Source organism: Pseudomonas sichuanensis, from assembly GCF_024749065.1.
Taxonomy (GTDB): Bacteria; Pseudomonadota; Gammaproteobacteria; order Pseudomonadales; family Pseudomonadaceae; genus Aquipseudomonas; species Aquipseudomonas sichuanensis.
The window spans coordinates 5170523-5194245 of record NZ_CP087185.1 but is presented as its reverse complement, the minus strand read 5'-3'; the positions used below and the strand labels follow the sequence as shown (position 1 = coordinate 5194245).

Annotated in this window: 20 protein-coding genes; 14 read left to right on the top strand and 6 right to left on the bottom strand. The window is 64.4% G+C overall.

The features are described from left to right. Position 1: 1 nt before the first annotated feature. Together cydB and LOY51_RS23395 are read left to right on the top strand one after the other, a co-directional pair. Positions 2–1009: a cytochrome d ubiquinol oxidase subunit II gene (cydB, locus tag LOY51_RS23400; RefSeq protein ID WP_125465602.1), complete on the top strand. Its 1008-nt coding sequence runs from the start codon at positions 2–4 to the stop codon at positions 1007–1009. 12 nt (positions 1010–1021) lie between these two features. Further along, complete coding sequence (locus LOY51_RS23395; RefSeq protein WP_178125879.1) at positions 1022–1162, top strand: DUF2474 domain-containing protein; 141 nt, start codon at positions 1022–1024, stop codon at positions 1160–1162. A gap of 72 nt (positions 1163–1234) precedes the next feature. Here LOY51_RS23395 and LOY51_RS23390 read toward each other — a convergent pair whose 3' ends face one another. After that, entirely contained in the window at positions 1235–2359 is a 1125-nt protein-coding gene (locus LOY51_RS23390; protein ID WP_125860448.1) for a methyltransferase, read from the bottom strand. Positions 2360–2446: 87 nt separating this feature from the next. Then, positions 2447–3148 carry an autoinducer binding domain-containing protein gene (locus LOY51_RS23385; RefSeq protein ID WP_125860446.1) on the bottom strand — a complete coding sequence of 234 codons (702 nt, stop codon included), beginning with the start codon at positions 3146–3148 and terminating at the stop codon, positions 2447–2449. 212 nt (positions 3149–3360) lie between these two features. Here LOY51_RS23385 and LOY51_RS23380 point away from each other — a divergent pair, with 212 nt between their 5' ends. After that, on the top strand, positions 3361–4137 hold the full coding sequence (locus LOY51_RS23380) for a ferredoxin--NADP reductase (RefSeq protein ID WP_125465598.1): 777 nt from the start codon (positions 3361–3363) through the stop codon (positions 4135–4137). 106 nt (positions 4138–4243) lie between these two features. Here the strand turns inward: LOY51_RS23380 and mscL are convergent, their stop codons facing one another. Further along, the gene (mscL, locus tag LOY51_RS23375; RefSeq protein ID WP_125465597.1) at positions 4244–4654 is read right to left on the bottom strand and encodes a large-conductance mechanosensitive channel protein MscL; all 411 of its coding nucleotides are present in this window, start codon (positions 4652–4654) and stop codon (positions 4244–4246) included. A 178-nt stretch (positions 4655–4832) separates the two neighbouring features. Here mscL and radA point away from each other — a divergent pair, with 178 nt between their 5' ends. From radA to LOY51_RS23335, 8 genes are all read left to right on the top strand, one after another. Continuing rightward, a complete protein-coding gene (gene radA / locus LOY51_RS23370) occupies positions 4833–6200 on the top strand; it encodes a DNA repair protein RadA (RefSeq protein WP_110994688.1) in 1368 nt (455 codons plus the stop codon). A gap of 71 nt (positions 6201–6271) precedes the next feature. Then, complete coding sequence (locus LOY51_RS23365) at positions 6272–6775, top strand: RNA polymerase sigma factor (protein WP_110994689.1); 504 nt, start codon at positions 6272–6274, stop codon at positions 6773–6775. 68 nt (positions 6776–6843) lie between these two features. After that, entirely contained in the window at positions 6844–7839 is a 996-nt protein-coding gene (locus LOY51_RS23360; RefSeq protein WP_258643274.1) for a FecR family protein, read from the top strand. Positions 7840–8037: 198 nt separating this feature from the next. Further along, positions 8038–10701, top strand: coding sequence for a TonB-dependent receptor (locus LOY51_RS23355; protein WP_258646712.1), 2664 nt, complete (start codon positions 8038–8040; stop codon positions 10699–10701). An 81-nt stretch (positions 10702–10782) separates the two neighbouring features. Continuing rightward, the gene (locus LOY51_RS23350) at positions 10783–11397 is read left to right on the top strand and encodes a heme acquisition protein HasA (RefSeq protein WP_125465595.1); all 615 of its coding nucleotides are present in this window, start codon (positions 10783–10785) and stop codon (positions 11395–11397) included. Positions 11398–11566: 169 nt separating this feature from the next. After that, the gene (locus tag LOY51_RS23345; RefSeq protein WP_258643272.1) at positions 11567–13330 is read left to right on the top strand and encodes a type I secretion system permease/ATPase; all 1764 of its coding nucleotides are present in this window, start codon (positions 11567–11569) and stop codon (positions 13328–13330) included. Between the two features lie 4 nt (positions 13331–13334). After that, positions 13335–14681 (top strand): HlyD family type I secretion periplasmic adaptor subunit, encoded by a 1347-nt coding sequence (locus LOY51_RS23340; RefSeq protein WP_309475585.1) that lies wholly within the window; start codon positions 13335–13337, stop codon positions 14679–14681. Positions 14682–14686: 5 nt separating this feature from the next. After that, on the top strand, positions 14687–16024 hold the full coding sequence (locus LOY51_RS23335) for a TolC family outer membrane protein (protein WP_258643271.1): 1338 nt from the start codon (positions 14687–14689) through the stop codon (positions 16022–16024). A 231-nt stretch (positions 16025–16255) separates the two neighbouring features. Here LOY51_RS23335 and LOY51_RS23330 read toward each other — a convergent pair whose 3' ends face one another. Together LOY51_RS23330 and LOY51_RS23325 are read right to left on the bottom strand one after the other, a co-directional pair. Then, entirely contained in the window at positions 16256–17773 is a 1518-nt protein-coding gene (locus LOY51_RS23330; protein ID WP_125860437.1) for a nucleobase:cation symporter-2 family protein, read from the bottom strand. A 262-nt stretch (positions 17774–18035) separates the two neighbouring features. Then, positions 18036–18404, bottom strand: a complete 369-nt coding sequence (locus tag LOY51_RS23325) for a PilZ domain-containing protein (RefSeq protein WP_125860435.1) — start codon at positions 18402–18404, stop codon at positions 18036–18038. Between the two features lie 167 nt (positions 18405–18571). On the opposite strand from LOY51_RS23325, the gene LOY51_RS23320 reads away from it, so the two are divergent. The 3 genes from LOY51_RS23320 to yjiA all read left to right on the top strand — a co-directional run bounded on the left by LOY51_RS23320 (position 18572) and on the right by yjiA (position 21920). After that, entirely contained in the window at positions 18572–20638 is a 2067-nt protein-coding gene (locus LOY51_RS23320; RefSeq protein ID WP_125465589.1) for a carbon starvation CstA family protein, read from the top strand. A 13-nt stretch (positions 20639–20651) separates the two neighbouring features. Then, a complete protein-coding gene (locus LOY51_RS23315) occupies positions 20652–20849 on the top strand; it encodes a YbdD/YjiX family protein (RefSeq protein WP_110994698.1) in 198 nt (65 codons plus the stop codon). A 78-nt stretch (positions 20850–20927) separates the two neighbouring features. Further along, positions 20928–21920, top strand: coding sequence for a GTPase (yjiA, locus tag LOY51_RS23310; RefSeq protein ID WP_125860433.1), 993 nt, complete (start codon positions 20928–20930; stop codon positions 21918–21920). A 393-nt stretch (positions 21921–22313) separates the two neighbouring features. Here the strand turns inward: yjiA and glyA are convergent, their stop codons facing one another. Continuing rightward, the gene (gene glyA, locus LOY51_RS23300) at positions 22314–23567 is read right to left on the bottom strand and encodes a serine hydroxymethyltransferase (protein ID WP_110996555.1); all 1254 of its coding nucleotides are present in this window, start codon (positions 23565–23567) and stop codon (positions 22314–22316) included. Positions 23568–23723 lie beyond the last annotated feature (156 nt).

Genomic DNA, 23723 nt, shown 5'->3' with positions numbered 1-23723 from the left:
GATGGGTATCGATCTTCCGCTGATCTGGGCCGTGATCATCATCTTCGGCGTGATGATGTACGTGGTGATGGACGGTTTCGACCTTGGGATCGGCATGCTCTTCCCGTTCGTCCAGGACGAGCGTGACCGTGATGTGATGATGAACACCGTCGCCCCGGTATGGGACGGCAACGAAACCTGGTTGGTGCTGGGTGGCGCCGCGCTGTTCGGCGCCTTCCCGCTGGCCTACTCGGTGGTGCTGGAAGCGCTGTACCTGCCGCTGATCCTGATGCTGGTGGGGCTGATCTTCCGCGGCGTGGCCTTCGAGTTCCGCTTCAAGGCGCGGGCCAACAAGCGGCATATCTGGGACAAGGCGTTCATCTGGGGCTCGCTGGTGGCCACCTTCTTCCAGGGCGTGGCCCTGGGCGCCTTCATTGAAGGCTTCAAGGTGGTCGACCGCAAGTTCGTCGGCGGCTACCTGGACTGGCTGACGCCGTTCACCCTGTTCTCCGGCCTGGGCCTGATCGTCGCCTACACCCTGCTGGGCTGTACCTGGCTGATCATGAAAACCGAAGGGCCGCTGCAACAGAAGATGCACGACATGGCGCGGCCCCTGGCGCTGGTGCTGCTGGCAGTGATCGGCATCGTCAGCCTGTGGACACCGATCGCCTACCCGCAGATCGCCGACCGCTGGTTCAGCATGCCTAACCTGGTGTGGTTCATGCCGGTGCCGCTACTGGTGATGGTGACCTTCTATGGCCTGCTGCGCGCGGTGGCACGTAATGCGCACTACACGCCGTTCCTGCTCACCCTGGTGCTGATCTTCCTTGGCTACAGCGGATTGGGGATCAGCCTGTGGCCCAACATCATCCCGCCGTCGATCAGCATCTGGGATGCCGCCGCACCGCCGCAGAGCCAGGGCTTCATGCTGGTGGGCACGTTGTTCATCCTGCCGTTCATCCTCGGGTACACCTACTGGAGCTACTACGTGTTCCGCGGCAAGGTGACCCATGAAGACGGCTATCACTAGGAGCGCGCCATGATGGATGTCGAACAGAAGAAACCGTTGTGGCAACGCCTGGGCTGGCTGGTGCTGATCTGGGCGCTGAGTGTCGCGGCGCTTGGGGTATTCGCCTACGGGATGCGGATGTTCATGAGTGCTGCGGGGTTGAGCACGCACTGAGCCTGCATCGAAACCATCGTGGGTAGCGTGGGAGCGGCAGTGCGCCGCTCCCACCTTGTCACCGGGTCTACATTACTTGCGCGCCTTGAGCACGACGAACTTCGGCGTCGCCGCTACTTGCTCCACACCTCTGAACAACCGCGCCAGCTTGCTGTGGTAGCCCAGGTGCCGGTTGCCGACGATGTACAACGCTCCCCCCACCTCCAGCGCCTCCCGTGCCTGCTGGAACATGCGCCAGGCGAGGAAATCGCCGACCACCTGCTGCTGGTGGAACGGCGGGTTGCACAACACCACGTCCAGCGACTGCTTGGCTAGCCCCGCCAGGCCATCCGCCGCCTCAATGGCTACTTCACGATCGCCCAGCGCGGCCTGCCAGTTGTCACGGGCCGATTGCACCGCCATGTACGACTCGTCCACCAGGGTGTAATGCGCGTCAGGGTTCGCCAGGGCGCTGGCGATGGCCAGTACGCCATTGCCGCAGCCCAGGTCTGCCACCCGGGCGCGGCCCAGGTCGCGTGGCAGGTGCGGCAGGAAGGCACGGGTGCCGATGTCCAGGCCTTCGCGGCAGAACACGTTGGCGTGGTTGACCAGCTCCAGTGCCGGCGCGTCGAGGCGGTAGCGGCTAGGGTAGGGGGACTGGGCGAGTGGGCGCTCGGCGACCGTGGCGGTGAGCAGCCGGGCCTTCTTCTGGGCCAGCGAGGCCTGGACCGGGCCGATGTATTTTTCCATCAGGTCGCCGGCCGCACGTGGCAGGTGCTTGATCATGGCGCCGGCGATCACCTGAGCGCCGGGGGCCAGGTGGCCCTGCAGGCGGATCAGCTGTTCTTCGAGCAGGGCCAGGGTTTTCGGTACGCGCACCAGCACGCGATCGAAGGGCCCTTGCCAGTGCTGGTTGGCGGGTACGAAAGGCACGGCATCAAACGGCTTGCCGTTGCCTGCCAGGTTCTTCTCCAGCGCCATGCGCGCCAAGTGCGAGTCGCCGCTGCTGGTGACATCCAACCTGCCGGCCAGGCTGGCGGCCAGGGCGCCGAAGCTGTCGTTGAGCACCAGCACCCGGCAGCCTGCGGCCGGTGCTTGGGCCGCCAGGTGCTCCAGCAGGTACTGGTCGGCGGCGTCGAACGCCAGCAGCGGGTCGTTGGCCTGTTCCGGCTGGCGAATCAGGTCGAGGTCGGCGAAGGGGCTGTTGAACAGTGGCATTAAGTACGGCTCGGCGCGAATCTGGCCGTCGCGGTGCGCGACGGGCTTGAGGTACGCGATTCTACAGGGCTTTGCGCTTCGAGGGGGTTACAGCAGGCCTTGGCGGAAGACGTTGACGATGGCTGCCACCTTGTTGTTTGTGTTGGTCTTGGCAATCACGCTGCGGATGTGGAAGTTCACGGTGCTGGTGGATAGCGAGAGTATCTTGGCGACATCCTCGGCGATTTTGCCTTCCGAGGACCACTTAATCACTTCCAGCTCACGCTTGCTCAGTGGCGGATAGTGCTCTTCGCTGGCCATATGCTGTTCGCTCACTGCGGCATGCAGCACCTGGCACAACCACATGATCTGTGCGCCGTTTTCATAGAGTTCGATGGGGCGAATCGGGTCGTCTGGCCGGGCTACACTCAGCTGGCTCTCGTTGTGCAGTTGATCGAACAACGATTGCGTCCAGCCATGGCGCAGGCCGTGGGCACAGGCTGACTCGCGCAGCTGCGGCATTTCTTTGAACAGGTCGTCGTTCCACAACAGCGGCAGGGTAGTCTTGCGGCATTCGCAGCAAGCCGGGTCGCTGTTCATGAACTCGTGCTGATAGACCTGGTGCCACTCGTCCGGGTAGTTGCTGCGGAAACACACCTTGGGGGCTTTACCCGCGACATGCATGTGGGTCGCCAGGCCGACGAATTGCATGCCGAGTGCCTGCACCAGCTCAACCGCCTGGAGGAACAATCTGTCGGGGTCGTGCTCCCCCAGCATCTGTTGAAGCTGTTCGCTGTGCCACTGTGACATGGGTGAAACTCCCTGAAATCCGATGGATCCAATTACCGGACTGCACGGGCCAATTGTAGGAAAAGTCCTCGTGATGCGCTGGGTTTTTTTGCTATAGCTGTCGCATTTGTTGCGCAGCTTTTTGTCAGCCAAAAACGATGCCCTACAATCCGGTGGTGTTTATCCCCGGCGCTTTGCGAGACACTTGGCGCATCTGATTTATGGAGCCCGTCATGACCGCCAGCGCCGACAAGTTCACCCGCCAGACCCTGCTCGATGTTCAGCCACTGACGCCGAACCTGTTCAGCCTGCGGGTCAGCCGTGATCCAGGCTTTCGCTTCCGCTCCGGGCAGTTCGCCCGCCTGGGCGTGACCAAGGCCGATGGCAGCGTGGTATGGCGCGCCTACTCGATGGTCAGCGCACCCCACGACGAATTCCTCGACTTCTTTTCCATCGTGGTGCCCGGCGGTGAGTTCACCAGCGAGCTGAGCCGGTTGGGCGCGGGCGATACCTTGCTGATCGACCGCCAAGCATTCGGCTACCTGACCCTCGACCGCTTTACCGGTGGCCGCGACCTGTGGCTGTTGGCTACCGGCACCGGTATCGCGCCGTTCATGTCGATCCTGCAGGACTTCGAGGCCTGGGAGCGCTTCGACAACATCAAACTGGTGTACTCGGTGCGCGAGGCCAAGGAGCTGGCGTATGTGCAGGAGATCGCCGGGCTTGAGCAACGCGACTACCTGGCGGAGTTCGCCGGCAAGTTGCAGTTCATTCCGGTGGTGACCCGAGAGCCGCATCCGGGGGCGTTGAATGCGCGGATCACCACGCTGATCGAAAACGGCGAGCTGGAGCGCGCGGCGGGGCTGGAGCTGTCGCCGGAGCATTCGCGGATCATGCTGTGCGGCAACCCGGACATGATCGATGAGACGCGCAAGGTGCTCAAGGCGCGCGACTTGCAATTGAGCCTGAGCAAGCGGCCAGGGCAGGTCGCGGTGGAGAACTACTGGTAATAAGCGGCAAGCTTCGAGCTGCAAGCTGCAAGAAAAAGCCGGACCGCAGATGCTGACAGATCGCGGTCCGGCTTTTTCTTGCAGCTTGTAGCTTGAAGCTTGCCGCTTACTTCTGGTTCTGCGCCTTGAGCAGGTCGCGGATCTCGGTCAGCAGGGTTTCTTCGGCGCTTGGTACCGGCGGTGCGCTCGGTGCCACGGCTTCTTCGCGCTTGAGGCGGTTGATCGCTTTCACGCCCATGAAGATGGCGAAGGCGACGATGATGAAGTCGAGGATGGTCTGGATGAACTTGCCGTAGGCCAGGACCACGGCCGGTACATCGCCCTCGGCGGCCTTCAGGGTAATGGCCAGGTCACTGAAGTCCACACCACCGATCAGCAGGCCGATGGGGGGCATGATCACGTCGCCGACGAACGACGAGACGATCTTGCCGAAGGCGGCGCCGATGATGATACCGACGGCCATGTCCACGACATTTCCTTTGACGGCGAAGGCCTTGAACTCACTGAGCATGCCCATGTGCGATTTCCTTGTAACAAATGGTGAGGTAGACGCAGTGTAAGCCACTTAAACGCTTCATGCGTGGCATTCAGGGCTACTGACTGCGGTTAGAGCGAATAGTTTTGTCGCCTCTCGGTGCGTTCGGGACACGTCCGGCTTCGGCTATCATGGCGGTTTTTTCCAGGAGACTGCGCCCATGGCCAAGGCCAAGCGTTTGTATGGCTGTACCGAATGTGGCGCGACTTTCCCCAAATGGGCCGGCCAGTGCGGCGAGTGCGGCGCCTGGAACACCCTGGTCGAGACCATGATCGAAAGCGGCGGCGCGGCGGCCCCCAGCGGTCGGGCCGGCTGGGCCGGGCAGCAGGCGCAGATCAAGACCCTCGCCGAGGTCAGCGTCGAAGAGATCCCGCGCTTCACCACCAGCAGCACCGAGCTTGACCGGGTGCTCGGGGGTGGCCTGGTCGATGGTTCGGTGGTGTTGATCGGCGGCGACCCGGGCATCGGCAAATCGACCATCCTGCTGCAGACCCTGTGCAACATCGCCACGCAGATGCCGGCGCTGTACGTCACCGGCGAAGAATCGCAGCAGCAGGTGGCCATGCGCTCGCGGCGCCTGGGGCTGCCCCAGGACCAGCTCAAGGTCATGACCGAAACCTGCATCGAGGCGATCATCGCCACTGCCCGCCAGGAGAAGCCGCGGGTGATGGTGATCGACTCGATCCAGACCATTTTCACCGAGCAGCTGCAATCGGCCCCGGGTGGCGTGGCCCAGGTACGCGAAAGCGCGGCGCTGCTGGTGCGCTATGCCAAGCAGAGCGGCACGGCGATCTTCCTGGTCGGCCACGTCACCAAGGAAGGTTCGCTGGCCGGCCCGCGCGTGCTGGAGCACATGGTCGACACCGTGCTGTATTTCGAGGGTGAATCGGACGGGCGCCTGCGCCTGCTGCGGGCGGTGAAGAACCGCTTTGGCGCAGTCAACGAACTGGGCGTGTTCGGCATGACCGATCGCGGCCTCAAGGAAGTCTCCAACCCTTCGGCGATCTTCCTCAACCGTACCCAGGAAGAGGTGCCCGGCAGCGTGGTGATGGCCACTTGGGAAGGTACCCGGCCGATGCTGGTGGAGGTGCAGGCACTGGTCGATGACAGCCACCTGGCCAACCCGCGGCGGGTGACCCTGGGCCTGGACCAGAACCGCCTGGCCATGCTGTTGGCGGTGCTGCACCGGCACGGCAGCATCCCCACCCACGACCAGGATGTGTTCCTCAACGTGGTCGGCGGGGTCAAGGTGCTGGAGACCGCCTCTGACCTGGCGCTGCTGGCGGCGGTGATGTCGAGCCTGCGCAACCGGCCGTTGGCCCACGACCTGCTGGTGTTCGGCGAGATCGGCCTGTCTGGCGAGGTGCGCCCGGTGCCCAGCGGCCAGGAGCGCCTCAAGGAGGCCGCCAAGCATGGCTTCAAGCGTGCCATCGTGCCCAAGGGCAATGCGCCGAAAGAGGCGCCGCCGGGCTTGCAGGTGATTGCCGTGACGCGTCTGGAGCAGGCCTTGGATGCATTGTTCGAATAGTCGGCTTCTTGCAAGTGATTCTCAATAGCTAGTAGCATGCCGCCACCTTGCGACCATCGTATGGAGTGCGTGTGGCGGAGTTCGACCTCAAGCGGCTGTTCCTCAAGCACGCGAAAAACCTGCAGGCCATGCTTTCGCGCAAGGTGCGCGACCCGCAATTGGCCGCCGACCTGGTGCAGGACAGTTTCCTGCGCCTGGCCGAGCAGCAGCACGTCGACCGCATCGACAATGCCCAGGCCTACCTGTACCGCACGGCCCACAACCTGATGGTCGATCATGTGCGCCAGCAGCAGCGGCGCAAGACCGATCTGGTCCCCCACGAAGCGCTGGAAAGCATCATCGAGGACGGCCCCGGGCTCGACGAGCAGGCTGCTCGCATCCAGCACCTGCGCCGCTTGCAGGCGATCCTCGAGGCGTTGCCCGAACGTACCCGGCAGGTGTTTCGCCTCAATCGCCTGGAGGGCATGACCCACGCCGAAGTCGCGCGTCACCTGGGTATTTCCGACAGCTCCGTGCAGAAGCATCTGGCCAAGGCCCTGGCCTATGTGATGCAGTGCCTGCAGGAAGCGGAATGACCAACGGTTTACTGACAAACGCCGCTTCAGACGTCAGCCCAGACATAACCAGATCGCGAGAGAACCGTGTGAGCAGCCAGAACGAGCAAGCCATCCGCGAGCAGGCCGCCGAGTGGGTGGTGCTGCAAGGCGCCGGCCCCCTGAGCAGTGTGCAGCAGCAGGCGCTGGAGCAGTGGTGTGCGAGTGACCCGCGCCATGCCCAGGCCTATGCCTTCGCGCAGGCGACCTGGGGCGACCTGGGGCAACTGGCGGGCCTTGCTCCCGCTGGCGCGCCGCATCGCGCGCCGCTGCCGCGCAGTACGCGCACGCCTGCCCGGCGCAGGGGTTCGCGTATTCGGCGGGCTGTGGCCTGCAGCGCGTTGGTACTGCTGGCGGTGCTGGGGGTGGAGCAGGGGCCCGGCCTGCTGCTGGACTGGCGCGCGGACTACGTCACCGCTGCCGGCGAAGTGCGTCGGGTGACCTTGCCCGATGGCAGCCTGGTTGATCTCGACAGCCGCAGCGCCTTGCAACTGGCCTTCGATGGCCAGCAGCGGCGGGTGCGCCTGCTGGCCGGCGATGCAGTGTTCAGTGCCGCGCCGGTCACGGCCGCCGAGCCACGGCCGTTCGTGGTCGATTATGCCGGCGCCAGCACGCGGGCCCTGGGCACGCGGTTCGTGGTCGGCAGGGCGGGCGAGGGCGGTTGGGTCGGCATGCTCGAACACAGTGTCGAGGTAAAGCTGCAAGCCGCGCCGGCACAGGGGGTGACCAGCCAGCTGTTGCAGGAGGGCCAGGCGCTGCGCTACGACCAGGCCGAGGGCGTGCGCCTGTGGCCAGGGCGCGACGTGCAGCGGGCCACCGACTGGCAGCGTGGGGTGCTGGTGTTCGAGCGCCAGCCGCTGGCCGAGGTGGTCGAACGGCTGAACCGCTACCGTGACGGGCGCCTGCTGGTGGTCGACGCGGCCTTGGCGCAACGCCAGGTCAGTGGGGTGTTCCGCCTCGACAACCTGGCCGTGGCCGCCGATGTGCTCAGCGCCGAACTCAAGGCCGAACGCCTGCAATTGCCTGGTTTGACGCTGATCTACTGAACCGCTGAAAAAAACTTTGGTTTCGCGTTACTGAGTTTTCCTACGTCGCACGTCTGATTGTTGAGATTGATTTTCATTACTAGAAATCGCCAACAGAAGACGAGACGCGCAGTGAGCACGCACCCCGCACAACCCCGCCGGCCCCTGAGCCGCATCGCCTTGGCCAGCAGCCTGGCCATTGGCGCCTTGAGCCTGCCGATGGGGATCGGCCTGGCCCAGGCAGCCACGCCACCGAACAGCACCAGCCGCAGCCTGGTGCAGTTCGACATTCCCGCCCAGCCGCTCGACAGCGCAGTGCTGGCCTATGCCGAACAGTCCGGTGTGCAGGTGTTCTATGACAGCCGCAAGCTGGTCGGCCTGTACAGCGAAGGGCTGCGTGGTGGCTACAGCGTGGAAGAGGGCCTGCGCCTGCTGCTGCGCAACATGCCGGTGCGCTACCACTTCAGCGCTGCGGGGCAGGTGGGCCTGGAGCGGCTCGAAGAGTCCGGCGCGGCCCTGGAACTGGGGGCCACCCAAGTCGAGTCCAGCCGTGACGGTGACTGGGTGTACCAGGCGCCACGTTCGGCCAGCGTGATCACCCGCGATCAGATCGACAAACGCCCGCCGCGCCATGCCGCCGACATGCTCGAGCAGACCGCCGGGGTGTACACCGCAGTCAACCAGCGCGATCCGGGCCTGTCGGTGAACATCCGCGGCGTGCAGGACTACGGCCGGGTCAACATGAACATCGACGGCATGCGCCAGAACTTCAGCGTCAACGGCCACCAGCAGCGCAATGGCACGATGTTCATCGACCCGGAGTTCGTCAGCAACGTCGAGATCGAAAAGGGCAGCCAGTCCGGCATGGGCGGCGCGGGTGTGCTCGGCGGCATTGCCAGCTTCAATACCTTGAACGCCGCCGAGTTTCTCGGCCCAGGTAAGGAGATGGGCGGCCGGATTCGTGCCGGGCATGGCATCGGCGAGCTGGGCAACGGCACCTATTTCAACGGCAGCGGCGTGTTCGCCTTCGGCAACGAACTGGGTGACCTGCTGCTGGGCATGAGCGAGCGCCACTTCGGCAACTACCGCGCCGGCACCAACAACAAGGACAACCTGGGCACCGAGATGCGCCTGCGCAAGTTGTTCCCGCGGGCCTGGGACAACTGGATCGAGTCCGAGGTTGGCGACATGGGCACGGTGACCCGCTCGAACCTGATCAAGGTGGGCCTGAACCTGCCCGAAGACCAGCGTCTGCAACTGAGCTACATGGAAACCGACACCGACAGCAAGGACGCCTGGACCTGGCTCGCCTCTGACCTTAACTCGTTCTACTACCGGCGCACCGCCAGCAGCGACATCAACGCGAAGAACTTCGGGCTCGACTACAGCTATGCGCCGGACAACGACCTGATCGACTTCAAGGCCAAGCTGTATTTCGTCACCACCCGCCAGGACCGCTGGAACAACAGCAATACCGCCAGCGTCGGCAGCGGCAACTTCTACGCCGACTACAACGATCACTTCCAGACCGACACCTGGGGCCTGCAGGCGCAGAACACCTCGCGCTTCTATTTCGGCCAGAGCAACCTGCTGAGCTTCAACTACGGCGCTGAACTGTTCCTGGACACCTTCAAGCCGAGCAGCGAGCGTATCCCCGCGCCGAGTGAAAGGGACAACCCGTTCATCGCCGGGGCTGACCCAGAAGGCAAGCGGGCCATGGGCAGCCTGTTCGGCAACCTGTCGTTCGAGCATGACGGCTGGCTGACCCTGGATGCCGGCCTGCGCTACGACCGCTATCGCCTGACGGGCAAGACCGGGTTCACCACCTGGGCCTACCCGGTCGGGGTTACCGGCGTGGACGTGCTGCGCGAGCAAACCGAGTTTGCCTACGACGTCGAACGCGAAGAGGGGCGCTTCTCGCCGACCTTCGGTATCGGCGTCAAGCCGGGGCTGGACTGGTTGCAGCTTTATACCCGCTGGGGTCGCGGCTGGCGCCCGCCGGCGGTGACCGAAGCGTTCATGAGCGGCAAGCCGCACGGTGGCGGCAATGAACTGGTGTACCCCAACCCGTTCCTCAAGCCCGAGCAGTCGCATAACTGGGAAGCCGGTTTCAATATCTTCAAGGAATCGCTGTTTCGCGATGGCGACCGCCTCGGTGTGAAGGTGGCCTACTTCGATACGCGGATCGAGAACTTCTCGTACCTCGACTACAGCGTCGACCTGCCCGGCACCGACATTACCGGGCTGTCGCTGGGCAACAGTGCCTACACCAACAACCTTGAAGGCACCAACTTCCGTGGCGTGGAGTACTCGCTCGACTACGACAACGGCCGCTTCTACACCCAGCTCAGCTACACCCACATGATCGGCAGCAACGAGTTCTGCTCCAAGCAGCTGTACATGGGCGGCGGTGTGCAGCGCAACGACGCCGGCATGATCGACACGGTGATCGACTTCGGCGGCTTCCCGATCCCGGTGACCTTGCCGGCCTACAACTTCAGCGAGGGCCAGGCGATCAATGACCAGGTCAGCTGTGGCGAGATCATGGGCAACGCCGCCTACATGCCGTCCGACCGTGGCGCGGTGACCACCGGCCTGCGCTTCTTCGACAACACCCTCGATGTCGGCGCCCGCCTGCGCTACAGCGCGGGCCGGGGCGAGCACCTCAATAGCCAGGGCTACGGCAACCTGGAGAAGGCCCGCTGGCCGGAATACAAGGTCTACGACCTGTATGCCAGCTACTGGGCGACCCCGCAGCTGAACATTGCCCTGTCGCTGGAAAACGTCACCGACGAGGCTTACTTCGTGGCCATGGGCGACGCCAACAACCTCTCCCTGGCCCGTGGCCGGACCCTCTCCGGCATGCTCGAGTATCGATTCTGATTCACCAGGTTCGCCCACTGTCGGGCAACACGAAGGCGTTGGACGCCTTCGCTCTCAACTGCAACGCAATGAGGAAATGCAATGTCTCTGTCCGTTACCTACTCGGCTTCCTTCGCCAACTTCACCGTTGACCAGTACCTCTCGGCCTGGGCCACCGGTTTCAAGACCGCCGCCCACAACGCCAGCAACACCGGTGGCTTCAACGAGGGCGGCACCGATGGCAGCCAGTACGCCATTCGCGGCACCAATGGTTCAAACTTTGCCGTGATCGCCGAAAGCGACACCCCGACCGGCCTGCACTACGTCTGGAATGCCTCGCTGCCGGCCGGCGACAACCAGAACCACTACCTGTACGGCGAGCTGGACACCGTGACCCTGGGCAACACCCTGCTGCGTGACGCCAGCGGCAACTACAGCGTGCAGGCGCTGGCCGTGAGCTTCGACGGCCTGGACCTGAACGCCGCTCAAGGTGCCGGTCGTGCAGGCAACGACGTACACAACGTGATCTACAACCTGATGCAGGGCAAGACCAGCGGCCTGGAAACCGTGCTGGACAACCTGCTGGCCGACTACGGCGTATCCACCAACAACACCTTCGCCCAGATCAACACCGCCCTGGCGGCTGGCCCGGTCGCGGCCTCGGCCGAAGCCGTTGGCGTGCAGGCGCTGCCTGAAGACCTGGCCTTGGCGGCCTGAGCCCAGGCATGAAAAAGCGAATGGAAGGTAACCCTGCCATTCGCTGATTTGTTGCATTTACCCCGCAGCCCGTGTCTTTGCCGGGCCCAGGCTGCGGTGGTGCGAATTCTGTGGCGTCGACCGGCACAAAGCAATCGCCGGTCGACGCACCCTGTGAGGTTTCCAACGAATGCGAACCGCTCCCGCCGCGGCCAACGAAGTGCTGCAGGCGCTCAAGGCCTGCCGTGCCGGCCTCGCCAACGTCGCCCTGTTCACTGCGGTGATCAACCTGCTGATGCTGGCGCCGGCGCTGTACATGTTGCAGGTGTATGACCGGGTCCTGTCGTCGCGCAACGAGATGACGCTGCTCATGCTCAGCCTCCTGGTGCTGGGCCTGTTCGCCTTCATGGGCGTGCTGGAGTGGCTGCGCAGCCAAGTGGTGGTGCGCCTGGGCACGCGCATGGACATGGACCTCAACCCGCGGGTGTTCGACGCCGCCTACGCGGCCAGCCTGACGGGGCACAAGGGCGCGGCCGGGCAGATGCTCGCCGACCTGACCAGCCTGCGCCAGTTCGCCACCGGCCAGGCGCTGTTCGCCTTCTTCGACGCACCCTGGTTCCCGGTGTACCTGCTGGTGATCTTCATGTTCAGCCCGTGGCTTGGCCTGATGGCGTTGGTGGGCGCGGTGTTGCTGACAGTGCTGGCCTGGGTCAACGAGCGCCTGACCAAGGCCCCGTTCGCCGAAGCGGGCGAGCTGTCGCAGCAGGCTGGCCTGGAGGCCAGCGCCAACCTGCGCAATGCCGAGGTGATCGAAGCCATGGGCATGCTGGGCGCGGTGCGCCAGCGCTGGGCACGCCTGCACCATGGTTTTCTGGCCCGGCAGAACCTCGGCAGCGAGCGCACTGCGGCGGTCAGCGCGGTGTCCAAGACCGTGCGCCTGGCTTTGCAGTCGCTGGTGCTGGGGCTGGGCGCCTGGCTTGCGATCGAGCAGTTGATCACCCCCGGCATGATGATCGCCGGCTCCATCCTGATGGCCCGGGTGCTGGCGCCGATCGACCAGTTGATCGGCGCCTGGCGCCAATGGAGCGGTGCCCGCCAGGCCTACCTGCGCCTGAGCGAGCTGTTGCGCACGCAACCGCCACGCCCGGCCGGCATGCCCTTGCCGGCGCCGGTGGGCAGGCTCACGGTGGAACAAGTGGGCGCGCTGCAGCCGGGCAGCAACCGGCCCTGCCTGAACAACCTGGGTTTCGACTTGGCTGCCGGCGAGTCGCTGGGCATCATCGGCCCGTCGGGTTCGGGCAAGTCGACCCTGTCCCGTCTATTGGTCGGTGCTGCCGCGCCGTCCACCGGCAAGGTGCGCCTGGACGGTGCCGACCTGCGGGTGTGGGAGCGCCAGGCGCTGGGCCGGCATATCGGCTACCTGCCGCAGGATGTGCAACTGTTCGCCGGCAGCATTGCCGACAATATTGCCCGCCTTGGCCCGGTGGACGCCCAGCAGGTGGTGGCCGCCGCGCAAATGGCCGGTGTGCACGAGATGATCCTCAAGCTGCCGGCTGCCTATGACACGCTGCTGGGCGAGGGCGGCAGCGGGTTGTCTGGCGGCCAGCGCCAGCGTATCGGCCTGGCCCGTGCGCTGTACGGGTTGCCGGCGTTGATCGTGCTCGACGAGCCCAACTCGAACCTCGACGAGGCCGGTGAGCAGGCGCTGCTCGAGGCCGTCGGCAAGCTGCGTGAGCACAAGCGCACGCTGATCCTGATCACCCACAAGTCGTCGTTGCTGGCGGGCCTGGACAATCTGCTGATGCTGCAGAACGGCCAACTGCAAGCCTACGGGCCGACCGCCCGGGTGCTGCAGGACCTGCAGCGCGCCGCCCGCCCGGCGCCGGTTGCCGCCGCCCCCGCCACACGCCCGCCCCTTGGCCTGAGCGCCAGCTTCGGCCTGCCAAGAGCCTGACTTCATGACCGTACATGCCGTTACCAAGCGCAAGACCGATGTGCCCGCCGACCCCTACAACGTGCTCAGCCTCAGTGAACATCGCCCCGCCCGGATGGGGCGTTGGCTGGTACTGGCCGGCTTTGGCGGCTTCCTCTTGTGGGCTGCGCTGGCGCCGCTGGACAAGGGCGTGCCGGTGACCGGCAACGTGGTGGTGGCGGGCAGCAAGCAGGCGGTGCAGCACCCCACGGGTGGGGTGATCGAGCAGCTGCTGGTACGCGATGGCGAGCCGGTCAGTGCCGGCCAGGTGTTGCTGCGCATGGACCCGACTCAGGCCCAGGCCCAGGTCGGCTCGCTGCGGGTGCAGTACGTCAACGCCCGCGCCGGTGAGGCGCGGTTGCTGGCCGAGCGTGACGGCCTGCCGGGCCTGGCGTTCCCGGAGGGCCTGCAGGCCGAGGCCGGCACGCCCTGGGTGGCCGCGGCCCTGGAGGGCCAACGCCAATTGCGGGTCAGCCGTGCCCGCGCATTGGACATGGAGCTTGCTGGCATGCGCGAAGGCATCGCCGGCGCCGAAGCTTCGTTGCAAGGCTTGCAGGGTTCGCTGGCCAGCAAGCAGGCCCAGCGCGACGCCCTCGACGAGCAACTGCGTGGCCTGCGCGACCTGGCCCGGGATGGCTATATCGCCCGTAACCGGCTGCTCGACAATGAACGCCTGCTGGCTCAGGTCAACGGCTCGATCGCCGAAGACCTGGGCTCGATCGGCCGCACCCGGCGCCAGGTGCTGGAACTCAAGCTGCGCATCGGCCAGCGCCAACAGGAGTTCCAGAACGAAGTGCGTCAGCAGTTGGCCGAGCTGCAAGCCAGTGCCGAGGACCTGGGCAATCGCCTGCGCAGCGCCGAGTTCGAGCTGGCCCACACCCAGGTGCGTGCCCCGGTGGCCGGCACGGTGGTGGGGTTGAGTGTGTTCACCAATGGCGGGGTGATCGCCCGTGGCCAGCAGTTGATGGAGATCGTCCCGGCCGGTGCGCCGCTGCTGGTCGATGCCAGGGCTCCGGTGGAGATGGTCGACCGCTTGCGCCCGGGGCTGCCGGTGGAGCTGATGTTCGCCGCCTTCAACCAGAGCACCACGCCTCGGGTGGAGGGGGAGGTGAGCCTGGTGTCGGCTGATCGGCTGGTCGATGAAAAGACCCAGCATCCCTACTACCAGGTGCGCATCAAGGTCAGCGAGCAGGGCCTGCAGCAATTGGCGGGGCTGGACATCCGCCCGGGCATGCCGGTGGAGGCGTTCGTGCGCACCGGTGAGCGCTCGCTGCTCAACTACCTGTTCAAGCCGTTGGCCGACCGGGTGCATGTCGCCCTGGCGGAGGAGTGATGCGGATGCCGCTGTTTGCCCGCCTTGCCCTGCCCATGCTGATCGCTGCCAGCCTGCCGGCGCAGGCGCTTGATCTGGGCGATGCCTATGCCCTGGCCCTGCGCAACGACCCGGCCTGGCAGGGGGCGATCGCCGAGCGCGCCGCCGGCGTGGAGAACCTGGCAATCGGCCGTGCCGGCCTGTTGCCCAAACTGTCGTACCGCTACAACCGCGCGCGCAACGACTCCGAGGTGACCCAGCGCAGCCCGCTCGGCAACGTCACCACCCAGCGCGACTACCGCAGCTACAGTTCGACGCTGACCCTGGAGCAACCGCTGTTCGACTACGCCGCCTGGAGTGCCTATCGCCAGGGCGTGGCCCAGGCTGCACTGGCGGACGAGCGCCTGCGCGGGCGCGGCCAGGAACTGGTGGTACGGCTGTTCCAGGCCTACAGCGAGGCGTTGTTCGCCAACGAGCAGATCGGCCTTGCCCAGGCCCAGCGGCGCACCTATGCCGAGCAGCTGACACTCAATGAGCGATTGCTCAAGGGCGGCGAGGGCACCCGTACCGACCTTCTGGAAACCCGCGCCCGCTTCGAGCTGGCCCAGGCCCAGGAGATCGAGGCCGGCGACAGCCTCGATGCCGCGCTGCAGGCGCTGCAGGCGATCATCGGCGAGCCTGTGACGGTCGAGGACCTGGCACCGCTGGCGACGCGCTTCACGGTCCAGCCACTGACACCGGCACGTTTCGAACCCTGGCGCGACCTGGCCGTTGCCCACAACGCCGAGCTGGCCAGCCAGCGCCATGGCCTGGAGGTGGCCGAGCACAACGTCGAGCGCCAGCGCGCCGGGCACCTGCCGTCGCTGAGTGCGTATGCCAGCAGCGGGGTTTCCAGTTCCAGTTCCGAAAGCAGCTACAACCAGCGCTACGACACCGACAGTGTCGGCCTGCAACTGAGCATGCCGCTGTTTGCCGGGGGCGGGGTGTCGGCCTCGGTGCGCCAGGCCCAGGCCCAGCGCGATGCCGCGGGTTTCGAGCTGGATGCCCAGTTGCGCGACACGGTCAACCAGTTGCGCCGGCAGTTCAACCTGTGCGCCAGCAGCACGGCGAAGATCCGTGCCTATGACCTGGCGGTGAACGCTGCGGGCGCGCTGGTGGAGGCCACGCGCAAGAGCGTGGCGGGCGGCGAGCGGGTCAACCTGGATGTGCTGGATGCCGAACAGCAGCTTTACAGTGCCCGCCGCGACCTGGCCCAGGCGCGCTACGACTACCTGCGGGCGTGGCTGAAACTGCGCTACCTGGCGGGGGTGCTGGATGCCGGGGACCTGAATGCGCTGAACGGTTACTTTACCGCCCACGGCTGATCAATCCCAAGAACTGCAAATGACTTGTTGATTTAGCGGGGGCCTGTAGGAGCGGGTTTACCCGCGAAGCAGACGACGCGGTGCAGGGCACCGGCTTCGCCGGTGTTCGCGGGTAAACCCGCTCCCACAGGAAACGCGCCGCGTTTGCGAAATCAGCGATCTGCGCAGGTAAACAAAAAGGGGAGCCGACGATGCGCATCGGCTCCCCTGCGTGATCGCTTCGCTCAGCGATCAGTGCTCGGCAACGGCCTTGCGCCTGGGCGCTTCGTTGCCGTGTTCGTCCAGTTCCATGACCGGCACCTCATTGCCATCGGCGTCGAACAGCTTGCCATCCTTGAAGTAGTCGCCATCGCGCAGGCACGAGATGTCCGAGTACTGGATGGTGCGCTCGTAGGCCGCGGCGAACACCGACTGGTTTTCCGAGTTGCCGGTGGTGAAGTGGTTGAACATCAGGTTGAGCAGGATGGCCATGATCGCCGCCGAGCTGATGCCGGAGTGGAAGATGGTTTCGAACCAGCTTGGGAAGTTGTGGTAGAAGCTCGGCGCGGCGATCGGGATCATGCCGAAGCCCAGCGAGGCGGCGACGATGATCAGGTTGACGTTGTTCTTGTAGTTGACCTTCGACAGGGTGCGGATACCACTGGCAGCCACGGTGCCGAACAGCACGATGCCGGCGCCGCCGAGAACCGGGGTCGGGACTGCGGCGATGATGCGGCCCATGATCGGCAGTAGGCCGAGCACCACCAGGATCACGCCGCCGGTGGCGACCACGTAGCGGCTCTTGACCCCGGTCACGGCCACCAGGCCAACGTTCTGGGCGAAGGCGCTCTGGGTGAAAGAACCGAAGATCGGCGCCAGGATGCTCGATGCCATGTCGGCGCGCAGGCCGTTGCCCAGGCGTTTGGAGTCGACCTTGGTGTCGATGATTTCACCGACCGCGAGGATGTCGGCCGAGGTTTCGACCAGGGTCACCATGATCACGATGCACATCGACAGGATCGCGGCGATGTGGAAGGTCGGCATGCCGAAGTGGAAAGGGGTGGGGAAGGCGAAGATCGGGCCTTCGGTGACCTTGCTGAAATCGGTCATGCCCAGCGCCCAGGCGATCAGGGTGCCCGCCACCATGGCCAGCAGGATCGACAGCCGCGAGATGGTCGCGCTGCCCAGCTTGCTCAGCACCAGGACGATGGCGAAGGTCAGTGCCGCCAGGCCGATGTTGGCCACGCTGCCGAACTCCGGCGAAGCGCTGTTGCCGCCCATTACCCAGCGCGCCGCGACGGGCATCAGGGTGAGGCCGATGGTGGTGATGACGATACCGGTCACCAGCGGCGGGAAGAACTTGGTGATGCGCGAGAACACCGGGGTGATCAAGAAGCCGATCAGCGAGGCGGCCATGACCGCACCCAGCACCGCCGGCAAGCCACCACCGTCCTGGCTGCCGAGGATCGCGCCCATGGTCGCCACACCGGCAAACGAGACGCCCTGCACCAGGGGCAACTGGCAACCGAAGAACGGCAGGCCGAGGGTCTGCAGCAGCGTCGCCAGCCCCCCCGCGAACAACGAAGCCGCAATCAGCAGGCCGATCTCCGCGGGGGCCAGACCGGCCGCCTGGCCGAGGATCAGCGGTACCGCGACGATCCCGCCATACATGGTCAGAACGTGTTGCAGGCCGTAGGCCAGGTTGGCGCCAAGCCCGAGGTTTTCATCCTCGGGGCGTTGGGTGGGAGACGTGCTAGGGGACGTAGTCATGGAGCAGGCTCTCAGCATTTATTGTTGTGGCACTACTGTAGACAGGATGTGGATTCGATTGCTATCAGAATTGTATACAATATTTTGATCCTGACGCGCACAGTACTGCCTCCAGGGTGCACTTTTTCTGGATGCAGAATGCGTTCCAACTCGACAAATGCGGTACTAGAAGGGTGTGTACAAGGGTCGATGGGGCCCGCACAAAGCTGTCTGGGTAGACAGGAAACACTCCCAGGTCAGTTTGTTAGCAGGCTAAGAGATTTCAATCTTCGATCAATTCACGCAGCTCACGCATCATTTCGGTGCTGTCGGCCACGTTCAATTCCACCAGACGGTGCAAATGGGTCATCGAGTCGATGTCGATATAGAGGCAGATGAAACCCAGGCAGGCTTCCTCTTCATGGCGCAGTTCGACCTGCATTCGCACCTGAGTCGTGCCGTCATCGAGCTGGATGATCGCCTCGAAGTCCTGGGTGAGGTCGGCGTCCCAGGGGGCGGGGCGCTCGATGAGCAACCCCTTGAGCGAAAGATCCAGCAGCTTGGCGGGCCAGCGGCGTTCGCCCTGGCGCAGTTCGGTAGGTGCATCGAAGTTGATGCGTTGGAAGCGGCGGCGCTCGTCGTGACTGCTCATGGGGGAAAGCCCTCGGGGGTTCAACCTGACTATAGTGGTTAATGTCGCTGTAGCAGGTACCGCAATCTGGCCGCAGAGGCTCTAGACCAAAGCAAGTGTGGCAATGCGCGATGACACGCCCTAGACTCGATGGGCGGTCTTTCCAATCCACCAGCTGGAAGTAAACCATGAACAACAATAATAGCCTGCTACGCCACATTCCGTGGCTGGCGCTGGCAGTCATAGGGGCCTGCGCGCTGGGTGTGGTAGCCCTGCGGCGCGGCGAGGCAATCAACGCCTTGTGGATCGTGGTCGCGGCAGTGGCCATCTACCTGGTTGCCTACCGTTACTACAGCCTGTTCATCGCCACCAAGGTGATGCAACTGGACCCCCGTCGGGCCACGCCCGCGGTACTCAACAACGATGGCCTGGACTACGTCCCGACCAACAAACACATCCTCTTCGGCCACCACTTCGCCGCCATTGCCGGTGCCGGCCCGCTCGTGGGCCCGGTGCTCGCAGCACAGATGGGCTACCTGCCCGGCACGCTGTGGCTGATCGCCGGCGTGGTGCTGGCTGGCGCGGTGCAGGACTTCATGGTCCTGTTCCTTTCCACTCGTCGCAACGGCCGCTCGCTGGGCGACATGGTGCGTGAGGAAATGGGCCGCATCCCGGGCACCATCGCCCTGTTCGGCTGCTTCCTGATCATGATCATCATCCTCGCGGTGCTGGCGCTGATCGTGGTCAAGGCCCTGGCCGAGAGCCCGTGGGGCATGTTCACGGTGATGGCGACCATCCCGATCGCGATGTTCATGGGCATCTACATGCGCTACATCCGCCCGGGCCGCATCGGCGAAATCTCGGTCATCGGCGTGGTGCTGTTGCTGCTGTCGATCTGGCTGGGGGGCCAGATCGCCGCGGATCCGGTCTGGGGCCCGGCCTTCACCTTCACCGGCGTGCAGATCACCTGGATGCTGGTCGGTTACGGTTTCGTCGCCGCCGTGCTGCCGGTTTGGCTGGTGCTGGCGCCGCGTGACTACCTCTCTACCTTCCTCAAGATCGGCACCATCGTCGGTCTGGCCATCGGTATCCTGATCATCGCTCCTGAGCTGAAAATGCCGGCGCTGACCCAGTTCACCGACGGCACGGGCCCGGTGTGGAAGGGCACCCTGTTCCCGTTCCTGTTCATCACCATCGCCTGCGGCGCGGTGTCCGGCTTCCACGCGCTGATCTCCTCGGGGACCACGCCCAAGCTGCTGGACAACGAAACCAACGCCCGTTACATCGGCTACGGCGGCATGCTGATGGAGTCGTTCGTCGCCATCATGGCCATGGTTGCCGCCTCGGTGATCGAACCAGGCGTGTACTTCGCCATGAACAGCCCGGCCGCAGTGGTCGGTGCCGACGTCGCTTCAGTGGCGCAAACGGTCAGCAGCTGGGGCTTCCTGATTACCCCCGAGCAGCTTGAAGCCACTGCCCGTGACATCGGCGAACACACCATCCTGGCCCGTGCCGGTGGTGCGCCGACACTGGCGGTCGGTATCGCGCAGATCCTGCACCAGGTGCTGCCGGGTGAGAACACCATGGCGTTCTGGTACCACTTCGCGATTCTGTTCGAAGCGCTGTTCATCCTGACCGCCGTGGACGCCGGTACCCGTGCCGGGCGCTTCATGCTGCAGGACCTGCTGGGCAGCTTCGTGCCGGCGCTCAAGCGCACCGAGTCGTGGGGCGCCAACCTGCTCGCCACCGCCGGTTGCGTGGCGATGTGGGGCTACCTGCTGTACCAGGGCGTGATCGATCCGCTGGGTGGTATCAACACCTTGTGGCCGCTGTTCGGTATCTCCAACCAGATGCTGGCCGGTATCGCCCTGATGCTCGGCACCGTGGTGCTGATCAAGATGAAGCGTCAGCGCTACATCTGGGTCACCCTGGTACCAGCGGTCTGGCTGCTGATCTGCACCACCGCAGCGGGCCTGATCAAGCTGTTCGACCCGAACCCGGCCGTCGGCTTCCTGGCCCTGGCCAAGAAGTACAGCACCGCGCTGGACGCCGGCCAGGTATTGGCCCCGGCCAAGGACATCGGCCAGATGCAGCACGTGATCTTCAACGCCTACACCAACGCCGGCCTGACGATCCTGTTCCTGCTGGTGGTGTTCAGCATCCTGTTCTTCGCCCTCAAGGTCGGCTATGCCGCCTGGGGCCGCAAGGAGCGCAGCGACAAGGAAACCCCGTTCCAGGCTTTGCCTGACGCTTGAGAGGAATGCCGCGATGTTCAACGACTTGAGTCGACTGGGTAAGTACCTGGGGCAGGCAGCCCGCCTGATGGTCGGCATGCCCGACTACGACAACTACGTCGAGCACATGCAGACCAAGCACCCGGACAAGCCGGTGATGAGCTACGAAGCGTTCTTCCGCGAACGCCAGGAAGCGCGCTACGGTGGCAAGTCCGGGCCCAAGTGCTGTTGAACCCGCGACACGTGTGAATCAGTGGGAGCCCGGGCAACCGGGCTCCCACTTTCGTTTTCAGCCCCAGGAGACAACCGCGTGCAAACGCCGATTCCCGTTACCGTGTTGACCGGCTTCCTCGGCGCCGGCAAGACCACCCTGCTCAAACACATGCTCAAGGCCGAGCACGGCCTGAAGATCGCCGTGATCGAAAACGAGTTCAGCGAGGCCGGCATCGACAGCCAGCTGCTGGGCGACGAACCGGTGCAGGTCATGACCCTGGCCAACGGCTGCGTGTGCTGCAGCATCCATGGCGACCTGACCCGCGCCCTGTACCTGCTGCTGGAGCGCCTGGATGCCGGCGAAATCGCTTTCGACCGCCTGGTGATCGAGTGCACCGGCCTCGCCGACCCGGCGCCGGTGGCGCAGACCTTCTTCATCGATGAGGAACTGCGTGAGCGCTATGTCCTCGACGGCATCATCACCTTGGTCGATGCCGTGCATGCCGAACTGCACCTGACCCAGGCCATCGCCCAGGCCCAGGTCGGTTTTGCCGACCGCCTGCTGCTGAGCAAGACTGACCTGGCGGAACGTGCGGCGGTGGAGGCCCTGCGCGAACGCCTGGCGCGCATTAACGGCCGGGCGGCGATCCGCGTGGTGGAGCATGGTCGTATCGACCTGGCCGAGTTGCTCGATGTGCGCGGCTTCAACCTCAACCCGGATTTGGGCATCAGCCTGAAACCGAGCCTGCGCCCCGTGCTCAAGCCCGCGACGCCGGACCGTATCTCGACGCTGGTGCTGCGCACCGAAACGCCGTTGGATATTGATCGTCTCAGCGACTTCATGAACGAGCTGCTGGAGGAGCACGGCAAGCAATTGCTGCGCTACAAGGGCGTGCTGAACATCGCCGGCGAAGACCGCCGTCTGGTGTTTCAGGGGGTGCTCAAGCTGTATGGGTTTGACTGGGATGCCGAGTGGAAGGAAGGCGAGGCCCGGGAAAGCGTAATGGTGTTTATTGGTGACGAGCTGCCGGAGGAGAAGATCCGGGCAGGTTTCGAGGCTTTGAGTGATGGGTCGGTCAGAAGTGTCTGACTTGTGAATGCCGCCTTATGGCGGCATTTTTTCCACCTCAAGGTCTTCATGAGAGTGGGTCAAATGAATCTTCACATCGGGTCGAATTTCGATGACTTCCTTTTGGAAGAGGGTTTAGCTGAGGCGGTGATGGAGCCAGCGTTGAAACGGGTGCTCATCTGGCAACTGATGCAAGCCATCAAGCGCTGTCGTGCATTAAGACTCGACGGGGCAAATGCCGAAGCAGAAACGCCTCAGCCCGCTAGAACTATTAGCGGGATTAGCGTGGAGACTACTAGTTGTGTGACGTAACAGTTGTTTTGCCTATGAGATCGAGCGCCGCAAGACTCTCGCCAAGCACCCACAAAAAAGCCCGGCACATGGCCGGGCTTTTTCACATCAGCGGTCTGCCAATCAGTTGCCGTACACCGGCAGCTTCTTGCAGATGGCCTTGACCTTCTCACGCACGGCGTCGATCACCGCTTCGTTGTTCAGGTCGGCCAGGATGTCGCAGATCCAGCCGGCCAGCTCTTTGCACTCGGCTTCTTTGAAGCCACGGGTGGTCACGGCCGGGGTGCCGAAACGCAGGCCCGAGGTGACGAACGGGGAACGTGGGTCGTTCGGCACCGAGTTCTTGTTGACGGTGATGAAGGCCTTGCCCAGGGCGGCGTCGGCGTCCTTACCGGAGATTTCCTGCTTGATCAGCGACAGCAGGAACAGGTGGTTCTGGGTGCCGCCGGAAACCACGTCGAAACCGCGCTCGATGAACACCGAAGCCATGGCCTGGGCGTTCTTCACCACTTGCTGCTGGTAGGCCTTGAACTCAGGTTGCAGGGCTTCCTTGAAGCAGATTGCCTTGGCGGCGATGACGTGCTCCAGCGGGCCGCCCTGGGCGCCAGGGAAGACGGCGGAGTTCAGCTTCTTCTCGATGTCGGCGTTGGCACGGGCCAGGATCAGGCCGCCACGTGGACCGCGCAGGGTCTTGTGGGTGGTGGTGGTGACCACGTCGGCGAACGGCACCGGGTTCGGGTACACGCCAGCGGCAACCAGGCCGGCGACGTGAGCCATGTCGACGAACAGGTAGGCACCGACCTTGTCGGCGATTTCGCGGAAGCGGGCGAAGTCCAGTACCTGCGAGTAGGCAGAGAAGCCGGCAACGATCATCTTCGGCTTGTGCTCGACCGCCAGGCGCTCGACTTCGTCGTAGTCGATCAGGCCGTTGCCGTCGATGCCGTACTGGATGGCGTTGTACAGCTTGCCCGACGAGCTTACCGAAGCACCGTGGGTCAGGTGGCCACCGTGGGCCAGGCTCATGCCCAGGATGGTGTCACCGGCCGACAGCAGCGCCAGGTAGACGGCGGCGTTGGCCTGGGAGCCGGCGTGCGGCTGGACGTTGGCGTAGTCGGCGCCGAACAGCTCTTTGGCGCGGTCGATGGCCAGTTGCTCGACCACGTCGACGTACTCGCAACCACCGTAGTAGCGCTTGCCTGGGTAGCCTTCGGCGTACTTGTTGGTCAGTACCGAACCCTGGGCTTCCATGACGGCGGGGCTAGTGTAGTTTTCCGAAGCGATCAGCTCGATATGCTCTTCCTGGCGCAGGGCTTCTTGCTGCATGGCTTCGAAGAGCTCGGCGTCGTACTTGGCAATGGTCAAATCACGGCTGAACATGGCGGTCCTCAAGGATCGGGCTGGATTGGGGGGGCATTCTAACCGATTGATTCGCGCCTGGCATATGAAGTGGCATCAAGTCGCGGACCAATGGGGCTCATGTTGCAGGCCGCGTGGTGTCTGGGTTGGGCGGAAATGAGAGTTGACCCTTGGGTC